General features: G+C 45.5%; 25 protein-coding genes. 11 read left to right on the top strand and 14 right to left on the bottom strand.

Annotation, left to right across the window (positions count from 1 at the left end; translation table 11 throughout):
• Positions 1-128 precede the first annotated feature (128 nt).
• Entirely contained in the window at positions 129-1,154 is a 1,026-nt protein-coding gene (locus R7044_RS20025; protein ID WP_033907218.1) for an acyltransferase, read from the bottom strand.
• 250 nt (positions 1,155-1,404) lie between these two features.
• Between R7044_RS20025 and R7044_RS20020 the strand changes: the two genes are divergently transcribed.
• Positions 1,405-1,995, top strand: a complete 591-nt coding sequence (locus tag R7044_RS20020; protein WP_005374416.1) for a TetR/AcrR family transcriptional regulator — start codon at positions 1,405-1,407, stop codon at positions 1,993-1,995.
• A 128-nt stretch (positions 1,996-2,123) separates the two neighbouring features.
• Positions 2,124-2,981, top strand: coding sequence for an alpha/beta hydrolase (locus R7044_RS20015; protein ID WP_017633823.1), 858 nt, complete (start codon positions 2,124-2,126; stop codon positions 2,979-2,981).
• 168 nt (positions 2,982-3,149) lie between these two features.
• Here the strand turns inward: R7044_RS20015 and R7044_RS20010 are convergent, their stop codons facing one another.
• Both R7044_RS20010 and R7044_RS20005 read right to left on the bottom strand, forming a co-directional pair.
• A complete protein-coding gene (locus R7044_RS20010) occupies positions 3,150-5,696 on the bottom strand; it encodes a glycosyl hydrolase family 18 protein (protein WP_033907217.1) in 2,547 nt (848 codons plus the stop codon).
• 369 nt (positions 5,697-6,065) lie between these two features.
• Complete coding sequence (locus tag R7044_RS20005; protein ID WP_005374408.1) at positions 6,066-6,569, bottom strand: DUF2850 domain-containing protein; 504 nt, start codon at positions 6,567-6,569, stop codon at positions 6,066-6,068.
• Between the two features lie 328 nt (positions 6,570-6,897).
• Between R7044_RS20005 and R7044_RS20000 the strand changes: the two genes are divergently transcribed.
• Together R7044_RS20000 and R7044_RS19995 are read left to right on the top strand one after the other, a co-directional pair.
• Positions 6,898-7,182, top strand: coding sequence for a pyrimidine/purine nucleoside phosphorylase (locus tag R7044_RS20000; RefSeq protein WP_005383244.1), 285 nt, complete (start codon positions 6,898-6,900; stop codon positions 7,180-7,182).
• A gap of 132 nt (positions 7,183-7,314) precedes the next feature.
• A complete protein-coding gene (locus tag R7044_RS19995; protein WP_033907216.1) occupies positions 7,315-7,596 on the top strand; it encodes a hypothetical protein in 282 nt (93 codons plus the stop codon).
• 3 nt (positions 7,597-7,599) lie between these two features.
• Here R7044_RS19995 and R7044_RS19990 read toward each other — a convergent pair whose 3' ends face one another.
• The gene (locus tag R7044_RS19990; protein ID WP_225455771.1) at positions 7,600-8,748 is read right to left on the bottom strand and encodes a GGDEF domain-containing protein; all 1,149 of its coding nucleotides are present in this window, start codon (positions 8,746-8,748) and stop codon (positions 7,600-7,602) included.
• Positions 8,749-9,254: 506 nt separating this feature from the next.
• Between R7044_RS19990 and R7044_RS19985 the strand changes: the two genes are divergently transcribed.
• Positions 9,255-10,595 carry an MATE family efflux transporter gene (locus tag R7044_RS19985; protein WP_017633826.1) on the top strand — a complete coding sequence of 447 codons (1,341 nt, stop codon included), beginning with the start codon at positions 9,255-9,257 and terminating at the stop codon, positions 10,593-10,595.
• Between the two features lie 97 nt (positions 10,596-10,692).
• Here the strand turns inward: R7044_RS19985 and R7044_RS19980 are convergent, their stop codons facing one another.
• The 3 genes from R7044_RS19980 to R7044_RS19970 form a co-directional block, all read right to left on the bottom strand.
• Entirely contained in the window at positions 10,693-12,372 is a 1,680-nt protein-coding gene (locus R7044_RS19980) for an RluA family pseudouridine synthase (RefSeq protein ID WP_033907214.1), read from the bottom strand.
• A gap of 117 nt (positions 12,373-12,489) precedes the next feature.
• The gene (locus R7044_RS19975) at positions 12,490-13,110 is read right to left on the bottom strand and encodes a DsbA family protein (RefSeq protein ID WP_033907213.1); all 621 of its coding nucleotides are present in this window, start codon (positions 13,108-13,110) and stop codon (positions 12,490-12,492) included.
• Positions 13,104-13,970, bottom strand: a complete 867-nt coding sequence (locus R7044_RS19970; protein ID WP_033907212.1) for an MBL fold metallo-hydrolase — start codon at positions 13,968-13,970, stop codon at positions 13,104-13,106. Before R7044_RS19970 ends, R7044_RS19975 begins: the two co-directional genes overlap by 7 nt.
• Positions 13,971-14,096: 126 nt before the next feature.
• On the opposite strand from R7044_RS19970, the gene R7044_RS19965 reads away from it, so the two are divergent.
• Both R7044_RS19965 and R7044_RS19960 read left to right on the top strand, forming a co-directional pair.
• Positions 14,097-14,984 carry a LysR family transcriptional regulator gene (locus tag R7044_RS19965; RefSeq protein ID WP_020841638.1) on the top strand — a complete coding sequence of 296 codons (888 nt, stop codon included), beginning with the start codon at positions 14,097-14,099 and terminating at the stop codon, positions 14,982-14,984.
• Between the two features lie 94 nt (positions 14,985-15,078).
• Positions 15,079-15,882, top strand: coding sequence for a Cof-type HAD-IIB family hydrolase (locus R7044_RS19960; RefSeq protein WP_025516303.1), 804 nt, complete (start codon positions 15,079-15,081; stop codon positions 15,880-15,882).
• A gap of 108 nt (positions 15,883-15,990) precedes the next feature.
• On the opposite strand, the gene R7044_RS19955 is transcribed toward R7044_RS19960, so the two are convergent.
• From R7044_RS19955 to R7044_RS19935, 5 genes are all read right to left on the bottom strand, one after another.
• Positions 15,991-16,380 carry a hypothetical protein gene (locus R7044_RS19955; protein ID WP_005464976.1) on the bottom strand — a complete coding sequence of 130 codons (390 nt, stop codon included), beginning with the start codon at positions 16,378-16,380 and terminating at the stop codon, positions 15,991-15,993.
• Positions 16,381-16,404: 24 nt separating this feature from the next.
• Complete coding sequence (locus R7044_RS19950; protein ID WP_005383270.1) at positions 16,405-17,502, bottom strand: GGDEF domain-containing protein; 1,098 nt, start codon at positions 17,500-17,502, stop codon at positions 16,405-16,407.
• A gap of 5 nt (positions 17,503-17,507) precedes the next feature.
• Positions 17,508-17,963 carry a hypothetical protein gene (locus R7044_RS19945; protein WP_005374384.1) on the bottom strand — a complete coding sequence of 152 codons (456 nt, stop codon included), beginning with the start codon at positions 17,961-17,963 and terminating at the stop codon, positions 17,508-17,510.
• A 444-nt stretch (positions 17,964-18,407) separates the two neighbouring features.
• On the bottom strand, positions 18,408-19,247 hold the full coding sequence (fghA, locus tag R7044_RS19940) for an S-formylglutathione hydrolase (protein ID WP_005374382.1): 840 nt from the start codon (positions 19,245-19,247) through the stop codon (positions 18,408-18,410).
• A gap of 62 nt (positions 19,248-19,309) precedes the next feature.
• On the bottom strand, positions 19,310-20,458 hold the full coding sequence (locus R7044_RS19935) for an S-(hydroxymethyl)glutathione dehydrogenase/class III alcohol dehydrogenase (protein WP_017633834.1): 1,149 nt from the start codon (positions 20,456-20,458) through the stop codon (positions 19,310-19,312).
• A gap of 293 nt (positions 20,459-20,751) precedes the next feature.
• Here R7044_RS19935 and R7044_RS19930 point away from each other — a divergent pair, with 293 nt between their 5' ends.
• Together R7044_RS19930 and R7044_RS19925 are read left to right on the top strand one after the other, a co-directional pair.
• A complete protein-coding gene (locus tag R7044_RS19930; RefSeq protein WP_054576499.1) occupies positions 20,752-21,558 on the top strand; it encodes an arylamine N-acetyltransferase family protein in 807 nt (268 codons plus the stop codon).
• An 80-nt stretch (positions 21,559-21,638) separates the two neighbouring features.
• The gene (locus R7044_RS19925) at positions 21,639-22,511 is read left to right on the top strand and encodes a LysR family transcriptional regulator (RefSeq protein ID WP_017633836.1); all 873 of its coding nucleotides are present in this window, start codon (positions 21,639-21,641) and stop codon (positions 22,509-22,511) included.
• A 99-nt stretch (positions 22,512-22,610) separates the two neighbouring features.
• Here the strand turns inward: R7044_RS19925 and R7044_RS19920 are convergent, their stop codons facing one another.
• A complete protein-coding gene (locus R7044_RS19920; protein WP_017821025.1) occupies positions 22,611-23,384 on the bottom strand; it encodes a siderophore-interacting protein in 774 nt (257 codons plus the stop codon).
• Between the two features lie 178 nt (positions 23,385-23,562).
• A complete protein-coding gene (locus R7044_RS19915) occupies positions 23,563-24,147 on the bottom strand; it encodes a LysE family translocator (protein WP_054578560.1) in 585 nt (194 codons plus the stop codon).
• A gap of 114 nt (positions 24,148-24,261) precedes the next feature.
• On the opposite strand from R7044_RS19915, the gene R7044_RS19910 reads away from it, so the two are divergent.
• Both R7044_RS19910 and R7044_RS19905 read left to right on the top strand, forming a co-directional pair.
• Positions 24,262-24,702, top strand: a complete 441-nt coding sequence (locus tag R7044_RS19910) for an Lrp/AsnC family transcriptional regulator (protein ID WP_005374369.1) — start codon at positions 24,262-24,264, stop codon at positions 24,700-24,702.
• A gap of 214 nt (positions 24,703-24,916) precedes the next feature.
• Positions 24,917-26,095: a lytic polysaccharide monooxygenase gene (locus R7044_RS19905; protein WP_213962260.1), complete on the top strand. Its 1,179-nt coding sequence runs from the start codon at positions 24,917-24,919 to the stop codon at positions 26,093-26,095.
• The last annotated feature ends 54 nt before the right edge of the window (positions 26,096-26,149 follow it).

Raw genomic sequence — 26,149 nt, 5'->3', positions numbered from 1 at the left:
TGTGAGTGAAAGCAAATTCTGAAGGATTAGAAAGTCAAAAATTGGTCAGTGAGAGAGAAATCTCATTTTTAACTGGCTAGCTCTAACCCTTTTGAGTTAAAGCTAGCTATATCTAGAGCTGAATGCATTTAGCGTAGGAGCCATTTTTTCAACGGTGAAGTGTCAATTGCTTTCACAAGCAGTATGGTTGCAACAATCGTTGCAGGATAAATAAACACATCTTTCGCGAGGTGTTGCAGCCCGATAAATCCAGCGACATTCATCATGACAATTATGATAAGCAGATGGCTAACATATATCCCTAACACGCTAGGAGATAGTTTGAAGACCCAAGGCATGTCGCCAAAATGAGGGTGAGCCAAAAGCCACATAAAGACACCTACAGCCCAGATAACGGTACCGAATAGGAAGTCGTGCGAGTTGAAAGCGATGTCATGTTGCATCAGCCAGTAAGCTTCACCAAAATGCAGTGCCATGCCAAGAATAATGCATCGAACCGTATTGTTTCGCGACCACCGCCACTGCGCTTCTCGTGCGGAATAACCTAGAGCAACTAGCAACGTGCTGAAAAAAGGCCCGTTACGAGTAAAGAAAGGCGCTGGCAGGTCGGTAATGGTCGCGTAACTGCCAGCAAAGACCCCGTATATGTATAGCAATACTGCGGTTGGCAGTATCAGTTGCACCATATTGATATGCACGAGAAAGGCAATTAACGCTACGGCAATGACCAGAGCCGGAATAAACCACAGATGAACGAGTCCGCCTTCGATGAGTGAATTGATCGGGGTTGACATTAAGTACCCCCAATAACCTTGCCTTTCGGCGAGATACCCAGCCTCAGCGACCGTCTGCCATTGGAATGGCATCAGTAAACTGATCATGCTCCAAATGAGCCAAACCTTCATTAACGGTTTGGCGTAGTTCTTAAGAGTATCGATAGGTGAATGACTCAACTTCGGCTGGATTAGATAACCCGAGATGAGAAAGAATAGCGGAACAGCAAAACGAGCCAGTTGGTTGAGCATATAGCCAACCCATGGTATCCCATCCCACTGCCAGTACGTCAGTGCCATCTGGCAATGCAAACCCACAATCGCAAGCATTGCAATGATACGTGCAAACTCTAAGCTGGCTATTTTTTGTTTCTTTGCCATTACATTGTTTACCTAAATAAAAAACTTAGGTGAAAATAGCAGGTTGTTACTGAAGTAATACGTGAAAAAGTCAACAGACTTGCGCTTACATTGAAGCTGTTTTGAAAATTAAGACTTACTTCAAACTTCTTAATTATTAACCTATTAACGCAATCAATACCTGATTCGTGAGTCGAAAATAGCACTGAATAATGGTTAGACCAGTTAACTCGAGATTGCAAAAAAGAACGATCGTGCTAAAAATAAGACTATGCAAAAAGGAAAAGTGACAAAAGAGTTTATTCTGCAGCGGGCTTTCGAGATCGCCAGCGAAGACGGATTAGAAAGTCTTACGATTGGAGAGTTAGCCAAGCAATGCGGTATGTCGAAAAGTGGTCTGTTTGCCCACTTTAATTCGAAGTTGAATTTACAGCTATCGGTGCTTGATCACGCCAATAAAGTGTTCGCTGATCGGGTTATTGAGCCTGCTCGAGAACTCGGGGATGGCAATATCGAGCGTAAAATTCGAGGGTTGCTCGACTCTTGGATGACTTGGAATCACGCATTCCAAGGAAGTTGTATGTTTCTTGACGCTTGGAATGATACGGCAGATAAAGATTGCCCGCTTCAGGCCGGACTGCGTAAATCCATAGACACTTGGCTGAGTTATTTGGAGATCCAAATAGCGAAAGGCAAAGAGAAGCAAGAATTTGCAGCAGACTTAGATACACGCCAAGCAACGTTTGATTTGTACGGTCTCTATTTGAGTGCGCATGTTTTTTACTCAATTAAAGGTGAGCAAGAAAGCTTGCGTCTGTTTTGGCAAGGGATCGACAACTTATTTTCTCGCTGGAAAGGCTAATATCGGTTATTCGCTTCCCAGATTCGTAGACATAAAATCACAAAGAGCGGCTGACTTCGCTCTTTCTTATCAGTATAAAAAGCACGACCGTTCTATTTTGTGCAAAGCTGATAGTTAAGGACATGATTATGAGTGAAAAAATTTACTTTAATACATCGCAACGTTTCAGTATTAAGCGCAGTTTGGTGAACATTAGTACTCGGTTACACCATACACTGGCCCCGTCACATGCAAAGAAGACCGCGCGCAAGCTTCTTCTGACACCGGCTCGTACGCAACCTAAAAATATTGAACCTCAAGGGCTTATCAAAGGTGAAATTAAAGGGCATGCAGGCATCATCAAAACCTATACTTTGGGCTCTGGACCTATTTGGGTGCTAACTCATGGTTGGTCTGGAACGGCAAGTCAGTTTTATCCACTGATGGAACATATTGCGTCGAAAGGGTTTACTGCTTTGGCGTACGATCATCCGGCACATGGTGAGAGTGAGGGGCAGTATGGGCACATTCCGGGGTTTGTCAGAGGATTAGAAGATGTGTTGGATACGGTCGAGGATATTGTTGGCCTAGTTGGGCACAGCATGGGCACCGCTTCTGCTCTTGAGTGTAGGCACAGTAAATTAGAAAACAAGCCTTTGCTGCTTATTGCTCCGGTATTAAATTACGTAGAGAACTTATTCGGTAGCATTGCACGTTCCGGTTACTCGATGAAGCTTTTTAATGCTGTGGTTTCAGAAGTTGAAGACCAATTTGGTTATCCGTTACAGTCCATTGATCCGATGAAGCGTTTGTCTGAGCGTCCGTCTCACACCATTATTATTCATGATGAGCAAGACAAGTTCACCAAATACAGTGTCTCGGCAAAAGCGGCTGAAGAGATTAAAAACGTTGAGTTAGTAACAACACAAGGTCAGGGGCATGGTCGAGTGATGAAGTGTGAGCAAGTCTTCAGTAGTTTTGACCGTTTGCTCGATAGTGCTTGGTAACCCTTACTTTTACTGATTGACTCGCTCCGTTTTGCGCTAATTCGATTTGAAAGTAACACCTCAGATTTTTTCGTCTCTGGTGTTGCTCTCCTCGTTAAGAGGTTAAATCCAAAAAGGACAGCCGAAGCTGTCCTTTGTTTATTTAGCAGAAAGTCTGCAAGGCTGAAGTTAGTTACAGTTAGCTACGCCAACTTCTTTCCAAACGCCCCATTCGCCAGATTGGCTAGGATCGTCACCCTGAGTCCACCATTTCGCTTCCCACGTTTTACCTGCGTGAGTCACTTGGTTACCACCTGTGTACACTGCGCTCGCATCCCATGCGTTGTCACAAGTACCAGGGTTCGGATCGGTTGCGTGCTGTGCAACAACCACTGTCGCGCTTGCCGATGAAGACGCTTTACCGTCGCTCACACTTACAGTGAAGCTTAAGCTTGTGTCTTGCGGGTATTCCGCAGCAGTGAACGTGACTTTAGAGCCTTCAACCGTTGCATTCAGACCTTGAGGTAGAGTCCAGTTGAATGTCAGGGTATCGTTGTCTGCATCGCTAGACGCAGATGCATCTACAACCACAACGTCACCAGCGTTTGCTGTTGCTGGAGCAACAACTTGCGCTACTGGCGCGTTGTTCACTGGGTCAACCACACCTGCTGGCTTCACAGTTACTACAACAAGGTCAGATGCCGTTGCACCTTCATTGTCAGACACCGTCAGCTTGAAAGTTAATTGCTCTTCAACAGTAACTTCTGCTGCATCAAAGCTTGCTTTCGCTGAGTTTGCACCTGTTAGTACCACTGCCGTGCCAGATACTTGTTCCCAAGCGTAGCTTGCGATGGTGCCGTCAGAGTCGTTTGACAGGCTGCCATCTAGAACCACACTTGCAGGACCTGTTACCGATTGATCTGCGCCAGCGGCTGCGGTTGGTTTACGGTTTGGTTGAGGTACCACACCACCAGCCATACCTTCGTGCATCGCGTTTAAAATGTCGCCGTTATCCGCGTCAATTTCCCAAGAGAATAGACCAGCAAGACCAAGAGACTTCGCGTAGCTACCTTTTGCTAGCACTGAACGGTGGTCATCAAATGTGATCAACTCGCCCGTAGTACGGTTCCATACCCATGGTGCTTCTGCTTGTGCATCGTAGCCGTATTCGAAGCCGTTAATGCCAGTGTTGTTTGCACCTAACATGAATGACTTAATGCCTTTGTAGTCAATTACGCCATCTTCCCAAACACCTTGTGCTGTGCTGCCCTTCAGTTTACCTGTAGCAGTACCTGTCATTGGGTCGTTTGGATCTGTGAGTGTATCTGGAGTTACGCCTTCCCAGCCACGACCGTACATTGCTGTACCAAGTACTAGCTTGTTCGCAGGAACGCCTTGAGCAAGAAGAAGTTGGATGCCGTTATCTGCTGTGTAAGCAGGACCTTTGTACGGTTCGCCGTTCTCATCAACGCCACTACCGTCACACTGACCAGGACGCATGAATGAACCACAGTAAAGCGCAGTCTGGTGACCAGGAACGTTGTTCCAGCCGCCGTAGAAGTCGTAAGTCATTGCGAAGATGTAATCCATGTACTGAACCGCATCTGCGTAGTCTACGTCTTCAATCTTGTCGTAACCGACACCGATAGCGGACGTTAGCTCGTAAGTACGGCCTGTCTCAGCTTCTAATTCATCAAGCATTACGCGCAGTTCACGCATCAGTGCGATGTATGCTGGGCCATCGTTTACAGGGTCGCCCTTATCGGCTGCTGCACCGCCGCCGCCAGGGAATTCCCAGTCGATATCAACACCATCGTAGAATTTCCAAGTTTTCAGGAACTTCTTAACTGATGCGACGAATGTGTCTCGGTTTTTCTTGTCCACGAAATCGAAGAATGGGTCAGACAGTGTCCAACCACCGATCGATGGGATGATTTTTAGATCAGGGTTACGTTGTTTCAATGCCATTAGCATTGCGTAGTTACCCTTGATAGGCGTGCTGTATTCATGACCAGCTTGTGGGAAGCTCTTCTGATAAGCAGCCCAAGGGTCATGGATAACGACTTCATAATCAGGCACACCTGTACAAGCAGTTTGTAGCGCGTTGAAACTGTTGCCGCCAACAGACTTCACAGACTCATTTGGGCCACAAATTGGGATAAAACCGTAAAGGATGTGAGTCAAGTTGTCGACCGGCATATTATCGACTGTGTAGTCACGGCCATAGATGCCCCATTCAACAAAATACGTACCCATCACGACGCTTGGATCGGTATTGTAGGTTTTGTTGTTTGGATCAACATTCATCGTTAGTGGCTTCAGGTGAGAACCATCGGTATCTGCAATTGTGATTTCAGCTGGTGCGCTTTTCGCACAACCTGTCGCATCACATGCTTCGATTTCCATTTGGTATAAGCCACCTTGGCCGTATTCAAACGAAGCTGTTGTTTGGCTACCAGTGATAGGGCCGCTTGCTACTTTTACACCATCAAAATAGACGTTGTAAGTGTCACCAGGTGTGCCACTCCACTGGTTAAATTTAACAGTGATCTTCGCTTGCTCATGGTATTTCACCATGTCGTAGTAGCCTGACGTGGTTTCCATCGCGAGTTCAATTTTAGAAAACTGAAGGTTGTTGGAACCGTACATATCGATACTTGGTGCGGTTGGAGCCGCAACTGCAGCACCTGATAGCGCTAAAGCAACTCCAGCTGCACATAGGTTAAATCGAATCATAACTTCTCTCTCAATCCTTGGATTCATGTTCTACCTAGAACATAGGCTGCTCTTGCACCAGATAAGATGATTGGATTTACTCCACGTGCAAAAGCATCACACTCAGCATTTCAGAGAGTTTTTTTTCGTCAAAAAAAATTAAGACGGTTTTCGAGGCACTTGAGAGAACTTAACTAAAACTCGCACTCTGTTACACAGAAAGTGTCAGACTGAGTCAATAATTTATAAAATCTCAGCAGAAACTAAAATTATTGTTTACTCAGTAACGAGTTAGTTAAATGCGATGAAGGCCTTATTTTGTTGTTTATTAAGGTTTTGTTTCATTGATATAGAAAGAGAATTGAAAGGAAAAATAGCCGTGAAGACGTACTAGTCACGGCTGAAGTGTTCACTCAACGCGGCACGACGTTTAGAGGCTGCGCCGGTTTCTGAGCCCTGAACGGTATGCTCAAATCCTTTACGAATGAATCGCTGATCTGGAATAAGAGGTTCAATACGGCGTATTTGAGGTGAAAGATGAGAGCCTGAGATCTGATACGCTGTCTTTCCTAATCCGGTATTCAACGTGATGACCTTGCCATCGAATTCAAATTCCGTCGTAATGAGTCGATGGTTTCGGTATACCCCATCTTCAGTGAAAACGAGACGTTCTGTTTGGTAGGGTGGCGCGCCAATCTCAATCCATTCGCCGTACACCTTTTCCGGATCAATGTGGTCTTGATAGGAAAGGTGGATTTGATAGCCAAAAAACGTCAACAGACCCATCCCGAAGCAGACAAATGTACTCTTGAGGATTTTGGATTGGTGGCGAGCCAAAAATGAAAGTTTTGGTTCTTGTCGTGCTTTTCGCCTTCGGCGAGTCGAGTCCGTCATAGATCTAATTTTCTCCACTTTTTTAACATGGTGGAAACCTTCCTTTTTAAAAACAAACAATCCCGCCATTGAGACGACGAAACTATGATCTAATGTCCACTTTTACATTCAGATACACATCTTATTGATGGTTTTGTTGTTTGCTCACATTCATTACTTCGCAGGTTTTCTTGCTCGGTTTAGGTCGCCTGATTAATCCTCGCGAAAAAAGGTTCTCGCTCAGTAGCAAAGGATGTGCGTTATTACGTTGAGTTTAATGGCTTTCAAAGCTTGAGTAACGGAAAGAAACAAGGTAAAAAAGAGCGGACTTTTGATAAGGAAACCAATAATGAATATTAAGGAAAATAGCTATTTTGCTGGTAGTGTAAAATCACTAGGCTTTAACCAGAAAGATCAGGATGTTAGCGTTGGTGTGATGCTTCCTGGTGAGTACACGTTTGGTACTCAAGCACCAGAGCGTATGACGGTTGTAAAAGGTGCGCTTGTGGTCAAGCGTGTTGGCGAGAGCGATTGGACGACTTATCAAAGTGGTGAGTTTTTTGAAGTGGAAGGTAATTCTTCATTTGAGCTTCAAGTGAAAGAAGCGACTGCGTATTTATGTGAGTACTTCTAGCGTTCATTTGTTGCTCGTCATAAAACCACCTTCGGGTGGTTTTTTCGTCTATGTGCTTCACTTATAACGCATCTTTTTGGTTATTTGGGTATATACTTAATAAAAATGTACCCATCGACCAGGGAGGAAGTGATGGCAGTACAACGCAAGCATTCTGATCTCCCTCCTCGTTACGAGGATAAAGATCTCACCAATGAGCAAAGACAGCGCTTTACCGAAGTTGCCAACGCCGCTCATAAGAGACGTGAATTTTATCGACGTGCTCTAGGAAAGAGCTTAATGGGCAAAATGAAGGGCCGTGCGTTTAAAGATCACCCCACTCGTCAGCAAGGCAAGCCGAACAGAACGTTGCAAGTAGTGTGGTTAATCGTATTTCTCGTTGTGGGGCTTTGGGTGATGCATGTGTTCGCTTAGTCATTAGCAAGCTTCTGGTACCGCTGGTGCATCAGATGTTGACTGTTCTTCCGTATTGCAGTGCTCATAAAAGGCGTACTGGTTTTTACCAGTATGTTTAGCTGCGTACATTGCTTTATCTGCACATCGAGTCAATTCAGACAAATCCTTTGCATCTTGCTTATAGATAGCAGCACCTACACTCATTGTTAACTCGTTAATCATATCGTAGCTTCGGTAACCTGTCGGAAACAGATGCACGATCCGTTTTAGGATGCTGTCGAGGTCACCTTTACTTTTTACATCGTAAAGCATGATTACAAATTCATCGCCCGCAAATCGAGCGATGGAGTAGTCGTGTTTATCGGTTTTTCTGTCTTTGCTGCGAATGTTATTTTTTAATCGAGTTGCGAAGGCTTGAAGTACTTGGTCACCAATATCGTGCCCGTAGGTGTCGTTGATGTGCTTGAAGTTATCGATATCGAGAAAAACCAATGCGGTGATGCTGTCATCAGATGAGTGCTTGATTTCATCGAGCTTTGCGCGCGCCCAAGTCTCAAAGCTCCAGCGATTGGCAAGCCCAGTGAGCTGGTCAAAATATGCTAACTCCTCAATCCCCTCACGATACAGTGTTTGAATGTAATTGAGGACTTTCGTGTAGTAATACGAGAACGTGTGACACACAAACGCGGTCGCTATCAGGGTCAGCATCAATCTCCGCTCTATGATTTCTGTGGCTGTTGGCAGTCGATCTAAAAAAGCGACCCCAAAAAAGATCAGTAAAATGTAGGTGCCACTGAACAACAGACCGACCTTAAACTCATTAATTAACACCAGAGTGGCGACAATAGGATATAGCCATAACATTTTGCCTGACGGAGCGTCGTTATACAGAAGTAACAATAACCCTTCGAACATTAAGACAGCACTTAGCCATAAGTCGGCGTATTGATGGTGCCGCTGGACTTTTATTACATAACTGATTGCTAAGCATGCCAAGGCACACAAAGCATGGAAAAAGCTTAAACCCCAGTTATTCTCAAGTGATTGAGCAATGGAACCATAAGTTAAACAGGCAGCGGCGATACTGGAGCATAAAAAGACAATTTTCTTTTTTCTTGTTGAGCGGATGTCCGCCATTTCTTCTAAGCGCGCCCCAGCCAATGTCGACATTATGTATCCTTGCTTAATTAACGTGTACGCTTATTCTAGGCGGTATTTTCGCGATAAATAGAACAACAAAGTTTCCAAATGTGATATCAGTCATTTTTAGTGCAAAGCCATCAGTGTGATTTGGTGCGAGTGTTCAAAGAGGAATGGTGGCGCATGCAGGTTTTCATGACGGTTCTTCATGGCTCTATATGGTTGGACTGATAACTCAAAGTAATGTATCTAGTTAGACACATTTCTATTGATTATCCTGATTCTGTTCGGTGCTCGTTGATTGAGAGTATTGTTCACCAATCTCTGCTCTACGTATCGTCAAGGCATATGTCGTTTCGAAAATGCATTAGAAATATTTTTCCGAAACAGGGCGAAATATTGTTGTCGTTATGACCAATATGCGACTAGAATCCGCGCTAAATCACAACCTCATATCGAGCTTCGTTCGAGTCACTATTTTTAAACTGCTTCACAAAATTGTGAGGCAGTTTTTAGTTGTAGGAAAGGTTACAAGCATGCCTAAAAGCCAAAACATCAACCAACGAATGTCCATCGTGGCATTAGCTTGGCCAATTCTTGTCGAAATTTTGCTACGGACGGCTTTAGGAACCAGTGACGTGTTCATGCTGAGTGGCTACTCAGACAAAGCCGTATCCGCTGTTGGTGTGATCACGCAGATTACCTTCTTTTTAATCATCGTTTCGACGTTTGTCAGTAGCGGTACGGGGATTTTGATTGCCCAATACAATGGCGCTGGACGCGAGCAAGAGTCAGTGAGCGTTGGTGTTGCGAGTATTGCGTTGTCTGTGCTCGTCGGTGTGCTATTGAGTGTGATTGCCGTGCTTGGTGCGATATATCTACTCCCGTATTACGGCTTGGAAGCGCAAGTCGAGCAGTACGCTCATGAATATCTGCTGATAAGCGGTGCGATGACGTTTAACGTTACGATTGGCGTTGTTTTTACAACTATTCTGCGTAGTCATGGTTATTCACGTTCCCCAATGGTGGTGAATTTGATCTCGGGTGTGTTCAACATCATTGGTAACTATATTGCGCTTTACCAGCCATTCGGTTTACCTGTGTATGGTGTGCAAGGCGTGGCAATAGCAACCGTCGTCAGCCAAGTCATCGGTACGTTAATGTTATGGTTTATTCTCGCTCGCAGTAGCATTGAACTACCAATGTCGACTATGAAACAAGTACCGGCAGAGATTTACAAAAAAATCTTAAAAATCGGCGGTATGAACGCGGGTGAAGTGCTGTCTTACAACGTGGCGCAAATCTGCATTGTGTACTTTGTGGTGCAAATGGGGACGGCATCGTTAGCGGCTTTCACTTATGCGCAAAACATTGCCCGTTTCTCGTTTGCTTTCGCGCTGGCAATTGGTCAGGCTGCGCAAATTCAGACCGGTTACTACATCGGTAAAGGTTGGGTGAGTAGCATTTTAAAACGCGTACAAATCTACTTCTTAGTGGGGTTTGTGGCATCAACGGCGGCAACCACACTGATTTACCTGTTTAGAGAAGAGATTCTACGCGTGTTTACCGATCAACCGGAAATACTCGCATTGGCAAGCTCGTTAGTCATGGGCTCAATTTTGCTCGAAGCCGGACGTGTGTTTAACCTGATTTTTATCGCGGGGCTCAAAGGCGCGGGTGACATCAAGTTCCCAGTGCAAATGGGGATTTTGAGTATGTGGGGATTAGGCGTGCTTTTCTCTTACATCTTTGGCATCCACTTGGGTTATGGCGTTTTAGGGGCTTGGATGGCAATCGCACTCGATGAATGGGTACGTGGTATCATCATGGCAAGACGTTGGCGCTCTCAGGTGTGGACCAAGTTTAAGGTGAGCTAACGGTTTTCGGTATTGCGCATCACGCTTATTCTGTTGTTAGAAAACAAAAAAGGCACTGTTAGTCAGTGCCTTTTTGTTATTTAAAATCGGGAAGACGTTAGAATTCGCACTCAGCTTTGAACACCATGCGCTCTTTGCTGTATGGATGATCCAGCTCTAGCATCTCAGCATGCAGGTGCAAGCGATTCGCTTTTTCGCCGTATAAACCATCACCAACCATCGGCATGTTTAACCCCATGTGATGAGCACTGTGTACACGTAGTTGGTGAGTTCTCCCTGTTTTCGGATACATGTATACCTTGCTGCGTCCATCTTTGACTTCAATCAGTTGCCAGTAGGTTTCTGCATGTTTCCCGTGTTCAAAACACACCAGTTGACGTGGGCGGTCGTCGGGGTCACCACGCATTGGCAGTGAAATTTCCCCTTCAGGCTCGTTTAATACGCCTTCGAGCAGTGCCATATAACGTTTTTTTACGTCGCGAGCCATAAACTGTTTCTGCAGACTTTTGTTCGCGCGCTTGGTTAAGGCAAACACTAAGATGCCAGAGGTCGCCATGTCGAGGCGATGAATCACAAACGGCCCTTCCACATCAGGGTACATCGCTTGTAGGCGCGTATAAGCAGAGTCCTTGATAGTTTTACCAGGCACTGAAAGTAAGCCCGAGGGCTTGTTGACGACGACCATAGCGTCGTCTTGGTAGATTATCTCTAGTTCTTTGTCTTCTGCCCAATTCTCCGCCAATGGATTAGGTTCGACATCCAGCCCTTGCATCATATGGCCCAAAATCGGCTGACATTTGCTGTTGCACGATGGGTAGAATTTTTTGTGTTGGCGAACTTCAGACTTTGGCGACACACCCCACCAAAATTCTGCCAGCGCCAGCGGTTTGAATCCGTGTTTAAACGCGTATTGAAGCAGTTTTGGCGCAGCACATTCCCCCGCACCTGCTGGTGGAACTGGGTTTGTGGTGTCCGCAAAAATGTCCACCAAGTCGCGTGTTTTGCCATGGTTGTTTAGGAAGCGGTATTGTTTATGCAATTTGTGCTGCAAAGCGTTGGAGAGCGTTTTGCGCTGTTCTTTCAGATGAGCAAGTTGCTGCTCTAACTCAGCCAAGCGCGCTTCTTTGATTGCAAGCTTTTCATCCCACGCTTGCTTTAAGTATTTGAGAACATTTTTCTCGGCGACACTTTGCTTACCCAACTCATCCAACAAGATTTTGAGATCATCGGCATTGAGCGTTTGCTCGCCCTGTTGGCGCTGTCGTTTGCGTGCGGCGCGGCCGTCAATCATCACTTGGCGCTGTGTTTGCTCCTCTTGCTGATAAGCGGCTCGGTCGGCTTGGATTTGCGCTTTAAGATCCGCCAATTCCGGATTCGCAGCACAGGTTTTGTACTCCGCATTGGCGGCGTTGATGGCATCCGTTTCTGCGCGGAAGAATCCTTCATCGGTCAGCATGTCGTACACAGGAGGGACAAATCCTGGAATCAAGTTTTGGTCAGCAATTTTGCCAGAAAATGCACTTAAAAAGCCGAGCTCGCCTTGAGGGCTTTTTACCAGCAATACGCCAAACATTTTGCCTCGCCCCGTTTCTTCATTAACCAAACCAAAATCGTGTTCGAAGTCGGTTTGCGCTAATAAATGCTGTTCCAATTGCTTTGCGGCTATAACGCAAAGAGGATGCGGCGTGTAGTAGAACGGAAACGTAAACTGCGTTGGCAATTCATAGCCAGAAATATCAGCAGTAAAACGAGTAAAATAATGTTCAGGCGAGTGCATGGTGGGTATCCGCGAGAGTAAAAAATCGAGCGAGGATTGTACCTGTTTGAGTCAGGATTGCCATGTCGGTGTTGGCACTCGCTCTTGGATTAAGAACAAGAGCGAGTGGGGAAGAGCTTATTGCAGTTTTTGTAATGCAAGCTTCCACTGTGCCGGTTTGTCGTAGTAGGTCGAGTGCGGCAAGGTCAAGTACTCGCCATTTACTTCTGCAATCATGGTTGGATAACCACCAACGTGTAACTGGCGCATCAACTGTCGGCTAGAGTGAATTCTCTCGTTTAGCTCGGCTTCGCTTAACGTCATGTTTTGCTCCCACGCATCACTTGCTAAACCTAGCGATTCTGCAATGGCTTTGAGTGTCGATGCTTCATTCACTTTTAACCCGAGTTGATAATGCGCAGATTGGATGGTCTTTAGCATGTGCCATGGATTCAGCCCCATTTTCTCCGCACTCAAGATCGCTTGTGTGGGTAGATAAGAATCAAGAACAAACGCATCTTCGCTTTTCACGCGTTGTAGATATGCTTCACCAAACGTTGCTCCGGTTTCGGTTGCGATACGAGCGTCACTGTTGATGATGTGCTGACGAAATTCAGGCTCAATTGCGCGCTTCTCAATCATGCCGCCGGGATGAAGCTCCACCTTAAATTGAGAGGTGTCCATCAAGGCTTCGATGAGTGGTGATGCCCCGTAGCACCAACCACACATGGGATCGAAGAAGTAATGCACGGTTACCATGACATTTCACCAGTATGCACTTTTGCACCGATTTCTAGCGCGATTGGCAATTGAGCTTCTGGGTATTTCGCTGACATGGTGTCAATGAGTTGAGCGCTGTTATTGCTGTGTTTTTTCGCTTGCTGAAAATCCTGCAAGTATTGTTGCGAGTAGCGAATGGTGTCTGCGTTCAGCTTTGTGCCTGCTTTCATGTGACCAGGAATGACCACTTGAGGTTTAAGCGCAAGCATCTCGCTAAGTTGCTGCTCCCAAGCATTGATGGCGGTTTGGTCTGCGGCATCTGCCATCCACAAATGTACGTTTGAGTACACGGCTACGTTACCTAGAATCGCTTTGTTATCTGGAATCCATAGGTAAGGGCGGTGTGCTGATGTGCCATGGTTACCACGGATTTCAATCTTATGACCTTCTAGCTCTAATGATGCTTTATCGTACGCGACAGGGATCACTGGTTTTACCGGTGCGTTTGCGCCAAGCTTTGGTCCCCAGTACGCCAGCTTTCCAGCCAATTTCTCTTTAATAATTTTTTGAACCGCAGGCGTTGTGATGATCTGCGCATCAGGGAACTGTTGGTGTAAGGCCTCTGCGCCAAAGTAGTAATCTGGGTCCGCTTGACTGATAAAAATGGTTTTAAGTGTTTTGCCTGAGTCCAGAACTTTAGCGGCAATGCGCATCGCGTCAGCTTTGGTGAATCCAGTGTCGATAACCATGGCGTCAGTCTCACCGTATACCAAGGTTGAGTTTACGTGGAAGCTGTTACCGTCGGCGTTGTAAACCTCAAGAGTAAGGGGAGAGTGGTTTGCCGCTAGGACAGGGTTTGCCATTAAAACGGATGCAGCAATCAAAGTGAATTTTTTCATAATAAGCTCCTAAAGAATTTGGGGCCAAGCGACGATGGCTTGGGAACGGGAGCTATATTAGGAAATTGATACGCTCGGAAAAATACACAATAATGTGCATCACTATTTCTTATTTCGAGCAAATGTATGGACAGAGTAACGGCAGCAAAAGTGTTTGTGGATGTGGTGTATTCTGGCAGTTTTACCGCGACCGCAGAGCGGTTAGACATGTCTCGGCCAATGGTAACTCGTTATGTAGAGGCGATGGAGAACTGGCTGCAAACTCGTTTGTTACACCGCACCACGCGCAAGGTGTCCCTCACCACCGCAGGGGAGCGCAGCTTGCCTCAGATTGAGCGCTGGTTAAAACAGGCCGATACATTAACGTCGAACATTGCCGTTGATGGTGAGCTGTCCGGAAAAATCCGTCTTGCGTCTAGTACTTCATTTGGATTCTCACAGTTGATCCCAGCAGTAAACAGTTTTATGCAAAAGCACCCCAAAGTGCATATCGACATAGATCTGCAAGACTCAGTGAGTGATCTAACCGAGCAACGCATCGATCTGGCAATCCGAATTGCGTCAGATCCCGATCCTTCTTTGATTGGTAAGCCGATTGCGGTGTGTGAATCGGTGTTGGTGGCATCGCCACAATACTTGCAAACTCACCACGCGATCGCGCATCCGCGAGATTTATCTTCACACGACTGTTTGGGTTACAAAAACTTTGAGCGTCACGTGTGGCATTTGTCTCAGGGCGACCAGTTCGAATCGGTGGGAATTGAGTGTCGCCTAACCAGCAATGAGGCCACGGCGTTATTGCATGGCGCGTTACAAGGCATGGGTATTTCGATGCTGCCAACCTATTTGAGCAATATCTATCTGCAATCGGGTCAGCTTGAGTCGGTGTTGCCGAATTGGAAGCCAAATGATCTCAACATTTACGCGCTGTATTCATCACGTAAACACTTGTCTCCTGCGGTGAGAGCCTTCATCGATCACAGTGAAGATTACTTTAAACTGCACCCTTGGTAATCGCGAAGGCGTCGTTGTCCCGACTTGAGATTCATACAAGATCCTGTACCTTACATGGATATATTTTTCGCAGCGTCATTTAGAGTTTTAGTTAATGTCACAAGTTCGCATCAAATTTATTGCTTCCGATATGGATGGCACTTTGCTTGACCAATACGGTCGTTTGGATCCAGAGTTTTTCGACCTGTTTTTGCAACTGGAAGAGCAAGGTATTTTGTTCTCCGCTGCGTCTGGTCGTCAGTATTACAGCCTGCGAGACACGTTCGCGCCAATCAAAGATAGAGTGTTGTATGTGGCCGAAAATGGCACCTTGGTGATGTACCAAGACAAAGAGCTCTACAGTTGCGCCATTCCTAAAGCGGAAGTGGCGGAGATTGTGAAAGCGGCTCGTGAAATTGATGGAGCGAACATCGTATTGTGTGGCAAGCGCTCGGCGTACATCGAAACGCATGATCAGCAATCACTGGAAGAGTTTCAAAAGTACTACCATCGCTGTGAAACGGTGACGGATTTGCTTGAGGTCGAAGACGAGTTCATCAAGGTAGCGATTTGTCACTTTGACGGTTCGGAAGAGCTCCTGTTCCCGACCATGAACGCGAAGTTTGGTGCAACGCATAAAGTTGTAGTGAGCGCAAAAATTTGGCTGGATGTGATGAATGCCGAGGCATCTAAAGGCGCGGCCATTAAGCATCTTCAAGATACAATGAATTTTACTCCGGCCGAAACCATGACGTTTGGTGATTACCTCAACGACCTCGAAATGCTGCAAGTCAGTGAGCATTCGTACGCGGTTGCCAATGCGCATGAAGAGATTAAGAAAATCGCTCGTTATTCTGCGCCAAGCAACCAAGAGGCTGGGGTACTCAAAGTGATTAAAGAGAAAGTGTTAGCGAAGTAACGCCCTCCTTTCGATGTTACTTTCTTGTTAACGTAAAAAGCCCCGCAGTACATGCGGGGCTTTGTTTTTTTTGTGTGTGATGGGAGGGGGGAGTAATGTTCCCGTTTTTTAGCGCACGTAGTTGGCAGTTGCGCTGACTAAAAAGTGCTGCAACTTTCCATCCGATTTTGGTACCCACAAGTCGTTGTGGTATTGGTAGATACGGCCATTGACGGTCACAGACAAGGTGTTATCACCCGTTTGTTCCATGCGAATAAACTGATCCGAAGTGACCAAAAACGGCTCTTGTTCTTCAATGCTCTGACCCGTTGCCAATACGAAGTAACCGAATCGGTTACCAGCATCCGGATCGGTTGAGTAGATTCGATGGCCAACGAGGCTGTAGTCGTCGTTGAGTGCCTGCTCAAGCGTTTTTTGCCCGATGGTTTCGTGCGATGGAATAAATACCCAAGCCAACACACCTGCCGCAATGACTGCCAGTAGAAGCAGTACTTGCATGAACTTTCTCATCATATATACCGTTTAACGTTGAAATTTCATTTTGTACATGCGCTTATCCGCTATGCTGATAAGAAAGTCAACATTGTCACTGTCTTTAGGGTATTGCGCTAAGCCCATGCTTGTTGAAAGTGTTGAGACTTTATCGGAGTTTAATATTTGTGCATCAAAGACGGTATTTATCTGCTCACGTACGTTCTCTTCATTGAGATGTTCACCTTCAAGGATAACCGCGAACTCATCTCCTCCCATGCGATAAACAGTAAAATCATTGAGTGCCATAGAATTAAGCCGCCTAGCGATTTCCCGCAGTACAGTGTCGCCAACTTGGTGTCCGTGTGTGTCGTTGACTTCTTTAAAACCATTTAAATCTAGAATCCAGAGAGAAAAGGGCCTTTTTTCTTGAGTAAATTTGTTTAGGGTAATGAATAGTGCATTGCGGTTCCCTAGGTTCGTTAAAGGGTCGCTGAGCGCCAATTTTCTATGAAAATGGGATTCACGATAAAAGAAATAAGTTAGAGAGATAATCGACAAAACGAACGTCGCAAACAACATATATTGTGCTTGCATTAAGCGCTGGGTTTGACCTTTTTGTGCTTCATAAGCTTTACTGCTTAGGCGGAAGTTTTGATTAACGAAGTCTATTAAGCCTAAATATAGTGTTTGAGTTGAACGATAAAATGCAGCAGCAGCTTGGCTGTCACCTGTTCTAGCTTCTACTAGTTGTTTTTCTAGCTCTTTGAACTCTTCAAAAAGATTAATGAAGTAAAGGTGCATGTTGTTCCGAGAAAAGAACTTATTGGCTTTCGTGCTACTGGTCAATAAGTCAAAGCGGCTCCACGCTAACTCGTATTGAAGCTCTGCACCATCAATATTCAATACGTTTTCATCTAACCGTCTGGCCTCGCCGACAAGTTCTGATAGTTCTTTGGAGAGTTGGAATAAAAACCAAGTCGCTTGTTTTTGTTCGTTATTAAAATTTTGTGAGAGTGAACGTGTTTGCTGTAAAAGCACGACATTCGCGAGAAGCAAAGAAACGGCAAACACCACCAGCAGCATTTTGCTGGTGGTAGAATATTGCAATATTCTTTGTTTCTTAGAATAGGGTTCTGATAACTTCATTCTTATTATTTTTCTTTTATTTCATTTACTTGCCATACCATTTGCGCATGATATTTATTGTAGTTTAGCTCTGGATAGAGATTGAGTGGATATATCACCCAGAAAGGGCCTTTATTCCTGACTTTTATGTAATTCTGATCTTGTTGATAAGCCAGTATTGGTTGATATCGAAGAATATCTTGTCGGGACAATGTCGAGTGATAGTCGTTTAAGCTGCTGATATCAACCTGCTCTGGTACCTTTCCGTAGACGTGTGTAAGAAGCGTGCTGAGTTTAACGCCTAAAAACTCTGACGAAGCAGGAAGCCAAGGCAATGTCATCGTGTAGCTAGTGGTAGGTAAAGCTTGGATCTCTTCCAGTTCCAGTATGACACTAGGCTGCTGGCTACTACTAAATACGATCGTATTTGCAGACAAGAATGGCGCAACAAAAAACAGACCTAGCGCGACTATCTTTTTCATCATATGCCCTTTTGAGTTTTATTCTTTTTTCTTAGCTAGGACAAAGGTGCTAGCGGTAATTTATTTATAATTATAGAGCCAACCGGATGAGATTTTATAATACGTTATGTTTCAAAAATAACTGTCGGTTTACGTCACGTCAAGGTTATTAAGTTGCTTCTTAATTAAAAGCTCAGAGTATTGGGATGATGGTAGAGTTTCGTAATGATTTCGCGGTATTTAATTGGTTTTTAGTGCAACTTTGTTTCATTTTTAATAAAGATACTGTGTCGGAAATGAGAATTTAATAAGGCGAGAAATGGACGTCGAATTTGTTCTTAAGTTACATTATTTTACATATTTAAATCATCGATATTCAGATATGTATTTGTTAGTACGTAAAGAAAATAAAGTCACCTAGTTTTGGTGACTTTATTTTTTATTTCATGAGCTTACTTAAATTAACTATGCAAACAAATATTTTGCATGGAAGTTGAGGTGCTCTTCAATAAAGCTTGAGATGAAGTAATAGCTATGGTCATAGCCTGGTTGCATTCTCAAGGTTAGGTTTGAATCGTGTATTTTTGCCGCAGCAATCAGCGCTTCCGGTCTAAGCTGCTCATTTAAGAAGCCATCAGCATCACCTTGATCAACCAAAATTGGTAATGGTGATTGTTGTTGTTTTAGAAGTTCACTTGCATCGTATTGCTTCCAGCTTTCAAGCTCCTTGCCTAAGTAAGCAGTAAAGGCTTTTTGTCCCCAAGGGCATTGCATTGGGTTACTGATTGGACTGAACGCTGAAATAGAACGGTACTGTTCTGAATTTTTCAGACCAATGGTGAGCGCTCCGTGGCCGCCCATACTGTGACCGGAAATTGACTTCACGTCAGAGACTGGGAAGTTACTTTCGATGATCGCAGGCAACTCCTCAGTCACATAGTCGTACATACAGTAATGCAGTGACCAAGGTGCTTGCGTCGCATTAAGGTAAAAGCCAGCTCCTTTTCCTAGGTCATAGCTTTCGTCGTCAGCGATACCTTCGCCTCTCGGACTTGTGTCTGGTGCAATGATCGCAATGCCAAGCTCGGCCGCCATACGAAATGCGCCCGCTTTCTGCATAAAGTTCTCATCGGTACACGTTAAACCAGAGAGCCAGTATAGCGCGGGTACGGGATTTGATTTCGTTGCGTTAGGTGGCAAGAATATCGCGAAGCGCATGGTGCAGTTTAGGGCATTGGATTCGTGTGTATATTGCTTGTGCCAACCGCCAAACACTTTGGCTTGGCTTACATTTTCAATGGTCATGAATAAACTCTCTAATTAGCAGAAGGAATTCAGGCTCCCCAAAAGGAGAGCCTGAGGCAGCATTATTGATCCATATGGATAACTGTTCGGATGCTCTTACCTTCATGCATCAGATCAAACGCTTTGTTGACGTCTGCTAATCCCATTGTGTGGGTAATGAACTCCTGTAAGCCGAATTCACCAGCCATGTAACGGTTTACGATTTCTGGAAGCTCAGAGCGACCTTTAACGCCACCGAAAGCGCTGCCACGCCATACACGACCAGTTACCAGTTGGAATGGACGAGTTGAGATCTCTTGACCTGCACCAGCAACACCAATGATGACTGACTCACCCCAACCTTTGTGACAGCACTCAAGTGCTTGGCGCATCACGTTTACGTTACCGATACATTCGAATGAGTAGTCAACACCACCGTCTGTCATTTCAACAATCACTTCTTGAATTGGCTTGTCGAATTTTTGTGGGTTGATTACGTCAGTTGCACCAAGTTGTTTCGCTAGGTCGAATTTGCTTTCGTTGATGTCTACACCGATGATGCGGCTGGCACCAGCCATGCGAGCACCGATGATTGCAGAAAGACCGATACCGCCGAGACCAAAGATTGCCACTGTGTCGCCTTTTTCAACTTTAGCTGTGTTTAATACCGCACCCATACCAGTGGTTACGCCACAACCTAGAAGACAAACTTCTTCAAGTGGTGCTTCTTTGTTTACTTTCGCTAGTGAGATTTCTGGAAGAACCGTGTACTCAGAGAAAGTAGAACAACCCATGTAGTGGAAGATAGTTTCGCCGTTGATAGAGAATCGGCTTGTGCCATCTGGCATTAGGCCTTTACCTTGCGTTTCACGAACGGCCTGACATAGGTTCGTTTTGCCAGATTTACAGAACTTACACTCACCACATTCAGCAGTGTAAAGTGGGATAACGTGGTCGCCAACTTCAACGCTTGTTACGCCTTCGCCAACCATTTCAACGATACCGCCACCTTCGTGACCAAGGATTGAAGGGAAGATACCTTCTGGATCGTCACCTGATAGTGTGAATGCGTCAGTGTGACAAACACCAGTTGCTACGATGCGTACTAGCACTTCGCCGGCTTTTGGAAGTTGTACATCAACTTCTTCCATTTTAAGCGGCTCACCTGCAGCCCAAGCGACCATTGCTTTTGATTTTATGTGAGTTTGACCAGGTTTGATTTCAAGCGACATTGGATGTTTCCTTTATATTTTCAGTATATGGAGTGACGTAATAAGCGTAGTTAAGGTTTGCTTACCGCGCTTCGTCGTTTTGTTGGTGCTCATTTTAGGTGTTTCAGTAAAAATGATAATCCGTCCATTTTGAAAATGATTTTTACATATGCGTAATAATGATAAGGTGAGCGTGTAAAAAGAGTGCGATGCCTCCTTAAAGCGGAAGGGAAATGGAAAAGGTGATTGACCTGAAGTTAGATAGAGGGGCTAAAGTAGAAAACTGTCAAACCATCAGCTAAGTAAGAGTGATTATGAATAAGACGGATCTGAGTGCCTATTTAACCAAGCTAGGCTTGCCTAGTGAATTGCCCGCCGATTTGGAGTCATTGCACAGAATTCACGTGGCGCAGCATCGTTGCCTGCCGTTTGAGAATTTTGACATCGCATTGCAGCGAGGCGTCTCTGTTGAGATTGAAGATATTATTCAAAAAACCGTGTACCACTCTCGCGGTGGTTACTGCTTTGAATTAAATGGTTTAATGCTTGATGTGCTCAACACTCTTGGGTTTGAAGCGCGAAGTTTGCTAGGGCGTGTACATGTGTCTGGTACACCAACAGGTCGTAGTCATCAAATCACGTTAGTGACGTTAGAGGAACAAACATGGATTGTCGATGTGGGTTTTGGCTCCAATACCCCTCGAGCGCCATTGCCATTTATCCTTGACCAAGTGATTCAGACGGATTTACAAACCTTCCGTTTTGTCAAAGATGCTCAGTTTGGTTATTTCCTCCAAGTGCTTTCAACCGATGGAACGGACACGTGGAACAATCTATACAGCTTTGACCTAGAGTTTGTGTTTGCTGGTGACATTGCATGTAGCAACTTCTTTACCTCGACTTCGCCTAATTCACGTTTTACTAGCGCAAGAGTCGCTGCTAGAGCGACAGAAAGTGGGTTGGTGACGCTGCTTAACTACACACTCAGATGCACCAATCATGAAGCGCTAACAGAAATAGAGCTAGAGCCAGGTCAAACCTACCTGGATGCGTTGAAAGAATATTTTGGCATTGAGCTTGATGCGCAATACGACGATCTTCGTCCGTTACCTGACGCGTAAAGTTTTCCAGTTTTCAAAGCGTAGCGCGACGAGAACAATGTAATCACTATTTGTCTAGAAGAGGTCGACAGGAATACAGCATGGCGAATTGGGAAGGAGTCAGCGAGTTTGTTGCCGTAGCGGAAACTAACAGCTTTACAGCTGCCGCGGCTAAACTGAAAACGTCAGTGGCACAAATCAGTCGCCGCGTATCGGCACTTGAAGAGCGTCTTGCGGTTAAGTTACTGCATCGCACGACGCGAAAAGTTTCTCTGTCTGAAGCTGGACAGCTTTATTATCAGCAGTGCAAACACTTGGTCGAAGGGCTAGAACTAGCTGAGCTTGCTGTAACGCAAATGCAAACCGAACCGCGAGGTTTGCTGCGTGTGACAGCGCCTGTGACCTATGGGGAAATGAACCTCGCACCGCTCTTGCATCAGTTTTTGGAGAAGTACCCGCGTGTGGATCTCGATTTAGTTCTGACCAATCAAAAACTGGATTTGATAGAGCAAGGGGTAGACGTGGCGATTCGTCTTGGCCGCCTGCAAGACTCCAGCATGATCGCAAAGCGTCTTTCGTCGCGTCAAAATTACGTGTGTGCTAGCCCTATGTATTTGGAGCGATTTGGCGAGCCTCACACATTATCCGAACTGGCTCGACATCAGTGCCTAGTTGGTTCGGTCGATTATTGGCATTTTAAGGAAAATAAACGCGATAAGTCTTTGCGTGTGTCGGGGAGGATTAAATGCAATAGTGGTTTTGCGCTAATGGGCGCCGCCAAACGTGGTTTGGGTTTAGTGCAGTTGCCAGACTATTACGTTCAAGAAGCTCTAGATAACGGTGAGCTAGTCGAGGTGCTGACCGATTACCGAGACGACCGTGAAGGCATTTGGGCACTGTATCCACAAAGCCGAAATTTATCGCCCAAAGTGAGGTTGTTGATCGACTTTTTAGCGCAGGAACTAGCGGATTAGAGTTTTCATGAACTTTAATACAACTGAAGTCGCTAAAACGCCCGGTGATGCCGGGCGTTTTTATTGGGATAAGCGCTTGAACTGGAAATAAATGAACCACTATTGGTTGGATTCCGCGTCTTCACGTTTAATCACTTTGTGCCCATCTTCAGACACGCCTTGCTTCCAATAGCTGCTGATGTAGATATTCTCGCGATCGACTTCTTTCTCATTGCGGAAATATTGGCGCAGCGCGCGCATTGAATCGAACTCACACGCACACCATACCGAAGCGTTACCGTCTAACCACTCGAGTTCGCGAACGCTATCAGCCAAGGTTTGCTGTTCAGTTAGCCAAATCAACTCCATACCGGCTGGCGTGTTTAGGGGTTGAATGTCGGCTGGAGACATCACGCTGATCACAGCGTAGCCTTTGGCCTCTTCTGGCAGCGTACGAATTTTCGCAGAAAGTGCTGGAAGTGCTGTCATATCGGCAGCCATGAAGAACCAATCCGCCTCAGTATTTAAGTTGGAGATGCTACCTGGCCCAACAATGCTGATCGTGTCGCCTTTTTGCGCGGCCATTGCCCAACGCGCTGCAAATCCGCATTGCAGATCTTGCGTTACGTGTCGGACGAAATCCACTTCGATTGAACTGGTTTCTGGATGAAAGCGTCGGATAGTGTAGGTGCGCATGATTGGTCGGTCGTCTTCTGGCAGGATGCTCAGATCCGCGCCGCCCATATCGTTAAACAGTAATTTGATGTAACTGCCTTCGCAGTCACGAGGAAAGTGGCTCAGCGCCTCACCTTGCAAGGTAATGCGCTGCATGTTTGGAGTGATGGTTTCTGTGTCTGTGACAACAAGCGTTTTAGGTTGAGGCTTCTTTTTCATTGTTACTTTACTCGATAATTATTCTCTTTCTCATTTAAAGATTATCAAGTTCCCTAACAAGAGGGTAGCGTCTTTAAACAAATTTACACTGTGAATTAACGCCAAAGCCTCAAGCAAAATGCAGTATCTGTCCTTTCCCAATTACGTAAAGTGAGTCGTTTTTTAACCCAAAATAGACTTATATCATTGGAATCGTAGACAACAGCAACAGCGCAGCCATGCTGTAGTTGAACCCCTTAACGCGTTTATCGGTGGTCAACCAACGCTGCAATTGCATACCTGCCGCCGTCCAAAATGTTACCGATGGCAAGTTAGCTAAGCAGAAGATACCGGCGATAAAAGTCAGTTCGAGCCATGCACCGCCACTGCTGTATACCGTAATGGCCGTCAACGCCATCGACCAACCTTTTGGGTTCACCCATTGGAATGCGACAGCCCCTAAAAAAGACATCGGGCGAAAATCGTGTTTTGCTTCTGTTTTGTCGCTGGTGGCGATTTTGTACGTCAAGTACAGCAAATAACTCAAGCTCAATACTTTCAAAATGGAGTGGGTGAGCGGGTAGGCATGGAACAGGCTCATCAAGCCAATGCCCACCAAAATTAACATGGCACCAAAGCCGAAGGTAATGCCCAACATGTGTGGGATAGTGCGTTTAAAGCCGACATTTGCCCCTGAGGTCATCAACATAATGTTATTGGGACCCGGCGTAAAAGTGGAGACAAAAGCGAACAACGCCAAAGCGCCCAGTTGATGATATTCCATAGATTGTTCCTTGAATCAGTTCTCGATAAGTTGAGAACAACTATAAGTAGAACTGAGGTCAATATTGTGCTTTTATTTGATGATTAGAAACTAAATAAGCAATGAAACATCATCATGGATAGATTTGACGAAAGAATATTGCAAGTGCTCAAACGAGACGGAAGAATCTCCAATGTGGAGCTGTCGGAACGCGTTGGTTTATCTCCATCTGCCACCTTACGCCGAGTGCAAGATTTAGAGCGTAAAGGCGTGATCAAAGGCTACCGAGCAGTACTGGATAATCAGCAACTTGGCGTGGGTTTTGTTGCTTATGTGTCGATTGGTTTGGCCTCGCACTCTAAGCAGGCACAGCTGGGTTTCGAAGAGCATGTACGTTTTGTAAACGAGGTGGTGGAATGTCACAACATTACGGGATCTAACGAATATCTCATACGCGTAGAGACGCAAGATCTCGCCGCTTATAAAGCGTTCCATGCTGATGTGTTGGGTGAGTGCGAACACGTCAAGTCGATCACAACGATGGTGGTGATGGACACACCAAAAGACGAGCGATAGCCAAACGAGAGTGACAGTTTTTGTGGCACATGAATTTGAAGTGACTCGAAAGAGTCAGTCGAGTATGAGATAAGTACACAACAAATGCTGGAAAGCAGATGGCACTCTTACAATTTCCACCTTTATTCTCACCTTCGAAATAATCTCATCCTGCTAGTTTTGCTTAAACCGCTTGTGTTCATGAGCGGCGAGTCAGCAAATTTAAGGATGAACGATGAAATCACATGTAACACTTCCTCTTTTGAGCTTAAGCGCTGTTGCCGCATTGAGCTCATTTAACGTCAACGCCCACGGCTGGGTAGAATTTCCAAGTGCTCGTCAGAATACGTGTTATTTAGACGGTGGTTTTTGGACCAATGAGATCCCCAACCAAGCGTGTAAAGCGGCTTTTGAAGAATCTGGCGCGTATCCGTTTGTGCAACGCAGTGAAATTGCAGCAAACGTACCAAATTACCGAGATATGGAGCATGTTAAAGCCGTAGTCCGTGACGGCGAACTGTGTTCTGCCGGCGATGCCGCTAAGAAAGGTTTGAACATTCCTTCTCCAAACTGGCAGCGCACCAATGTTACGCCAGATGCAAACAACCAGATTGAATTGGTGTTTTACGGCAAGGCGCCGCACAACCCATCGTACTGGGAATTCTATCTCACCAAGCCGACTTATGATGATTCAAAACCGCTTACTTGGAGTGATTTAGAGCTGATCGACACCGCAGGTGACGTGTATGTTGATGCGGAAAAACGCTACCGTATTCAGGTGACTTTCCCTGCTGATCGTTCCGGCGATGCAGTGCTTTATACTCGTTGGCAGCGCATTGATGTGGCTGGTGAAGGTTTCTACAACTGTAGTGACATTACGTTAAACGGAACAGGTACGACGCCGCCGACTGACCCCGTTGATCCAACCGAACCGGGCAATAATCTGACATCTCTAGGCTACTTTGTTCAGCAAGGTTTCGGACCAGTAGAAGCGGGTGACACCATTCGTTTCCGTACGTTTAATGCGACAGGCAATGAAATTGTCGATATTTCACTACCAATCAGTGCAAACAATACGGCGACTTGGGCGGCAGAAATTGCTGATCAATTTAACGCGCAGCAAACGGGCGATTGGTATGTGGGTATTTGGCATCAAGAGATGAATCACTACATGTTCGACAGTAACAACGTGAATGCGAATCAAGTATTAGCGCCAAGTGCAGACTTCAGTTATGCGTTGTCACTGCTCAAAGCGGATGTCACGCCACCAGTTGAACCAACCAATTTGTGGGACAAGACAGCCGTTTACAACCAAGGTGATGTGGTGACGCACAACGGCAAAGAATGGACTGCCCAGTGGTGGACGTCTGGTGAGGAACCTGGCACAACGGGTCAATGGGGTGTATGGCGTTAAGCCATTTATTCTGGCTCTGAACAATAAAACCCTTCTCATGTGAGAAGGGTTTGT

The sequence above is a fragment of the Vibrio sp. 1402 genome (assembly GCF_033340275.1).
This window is presented reverse-complemented; position numbering and strand designations above follow the sequence as displayed.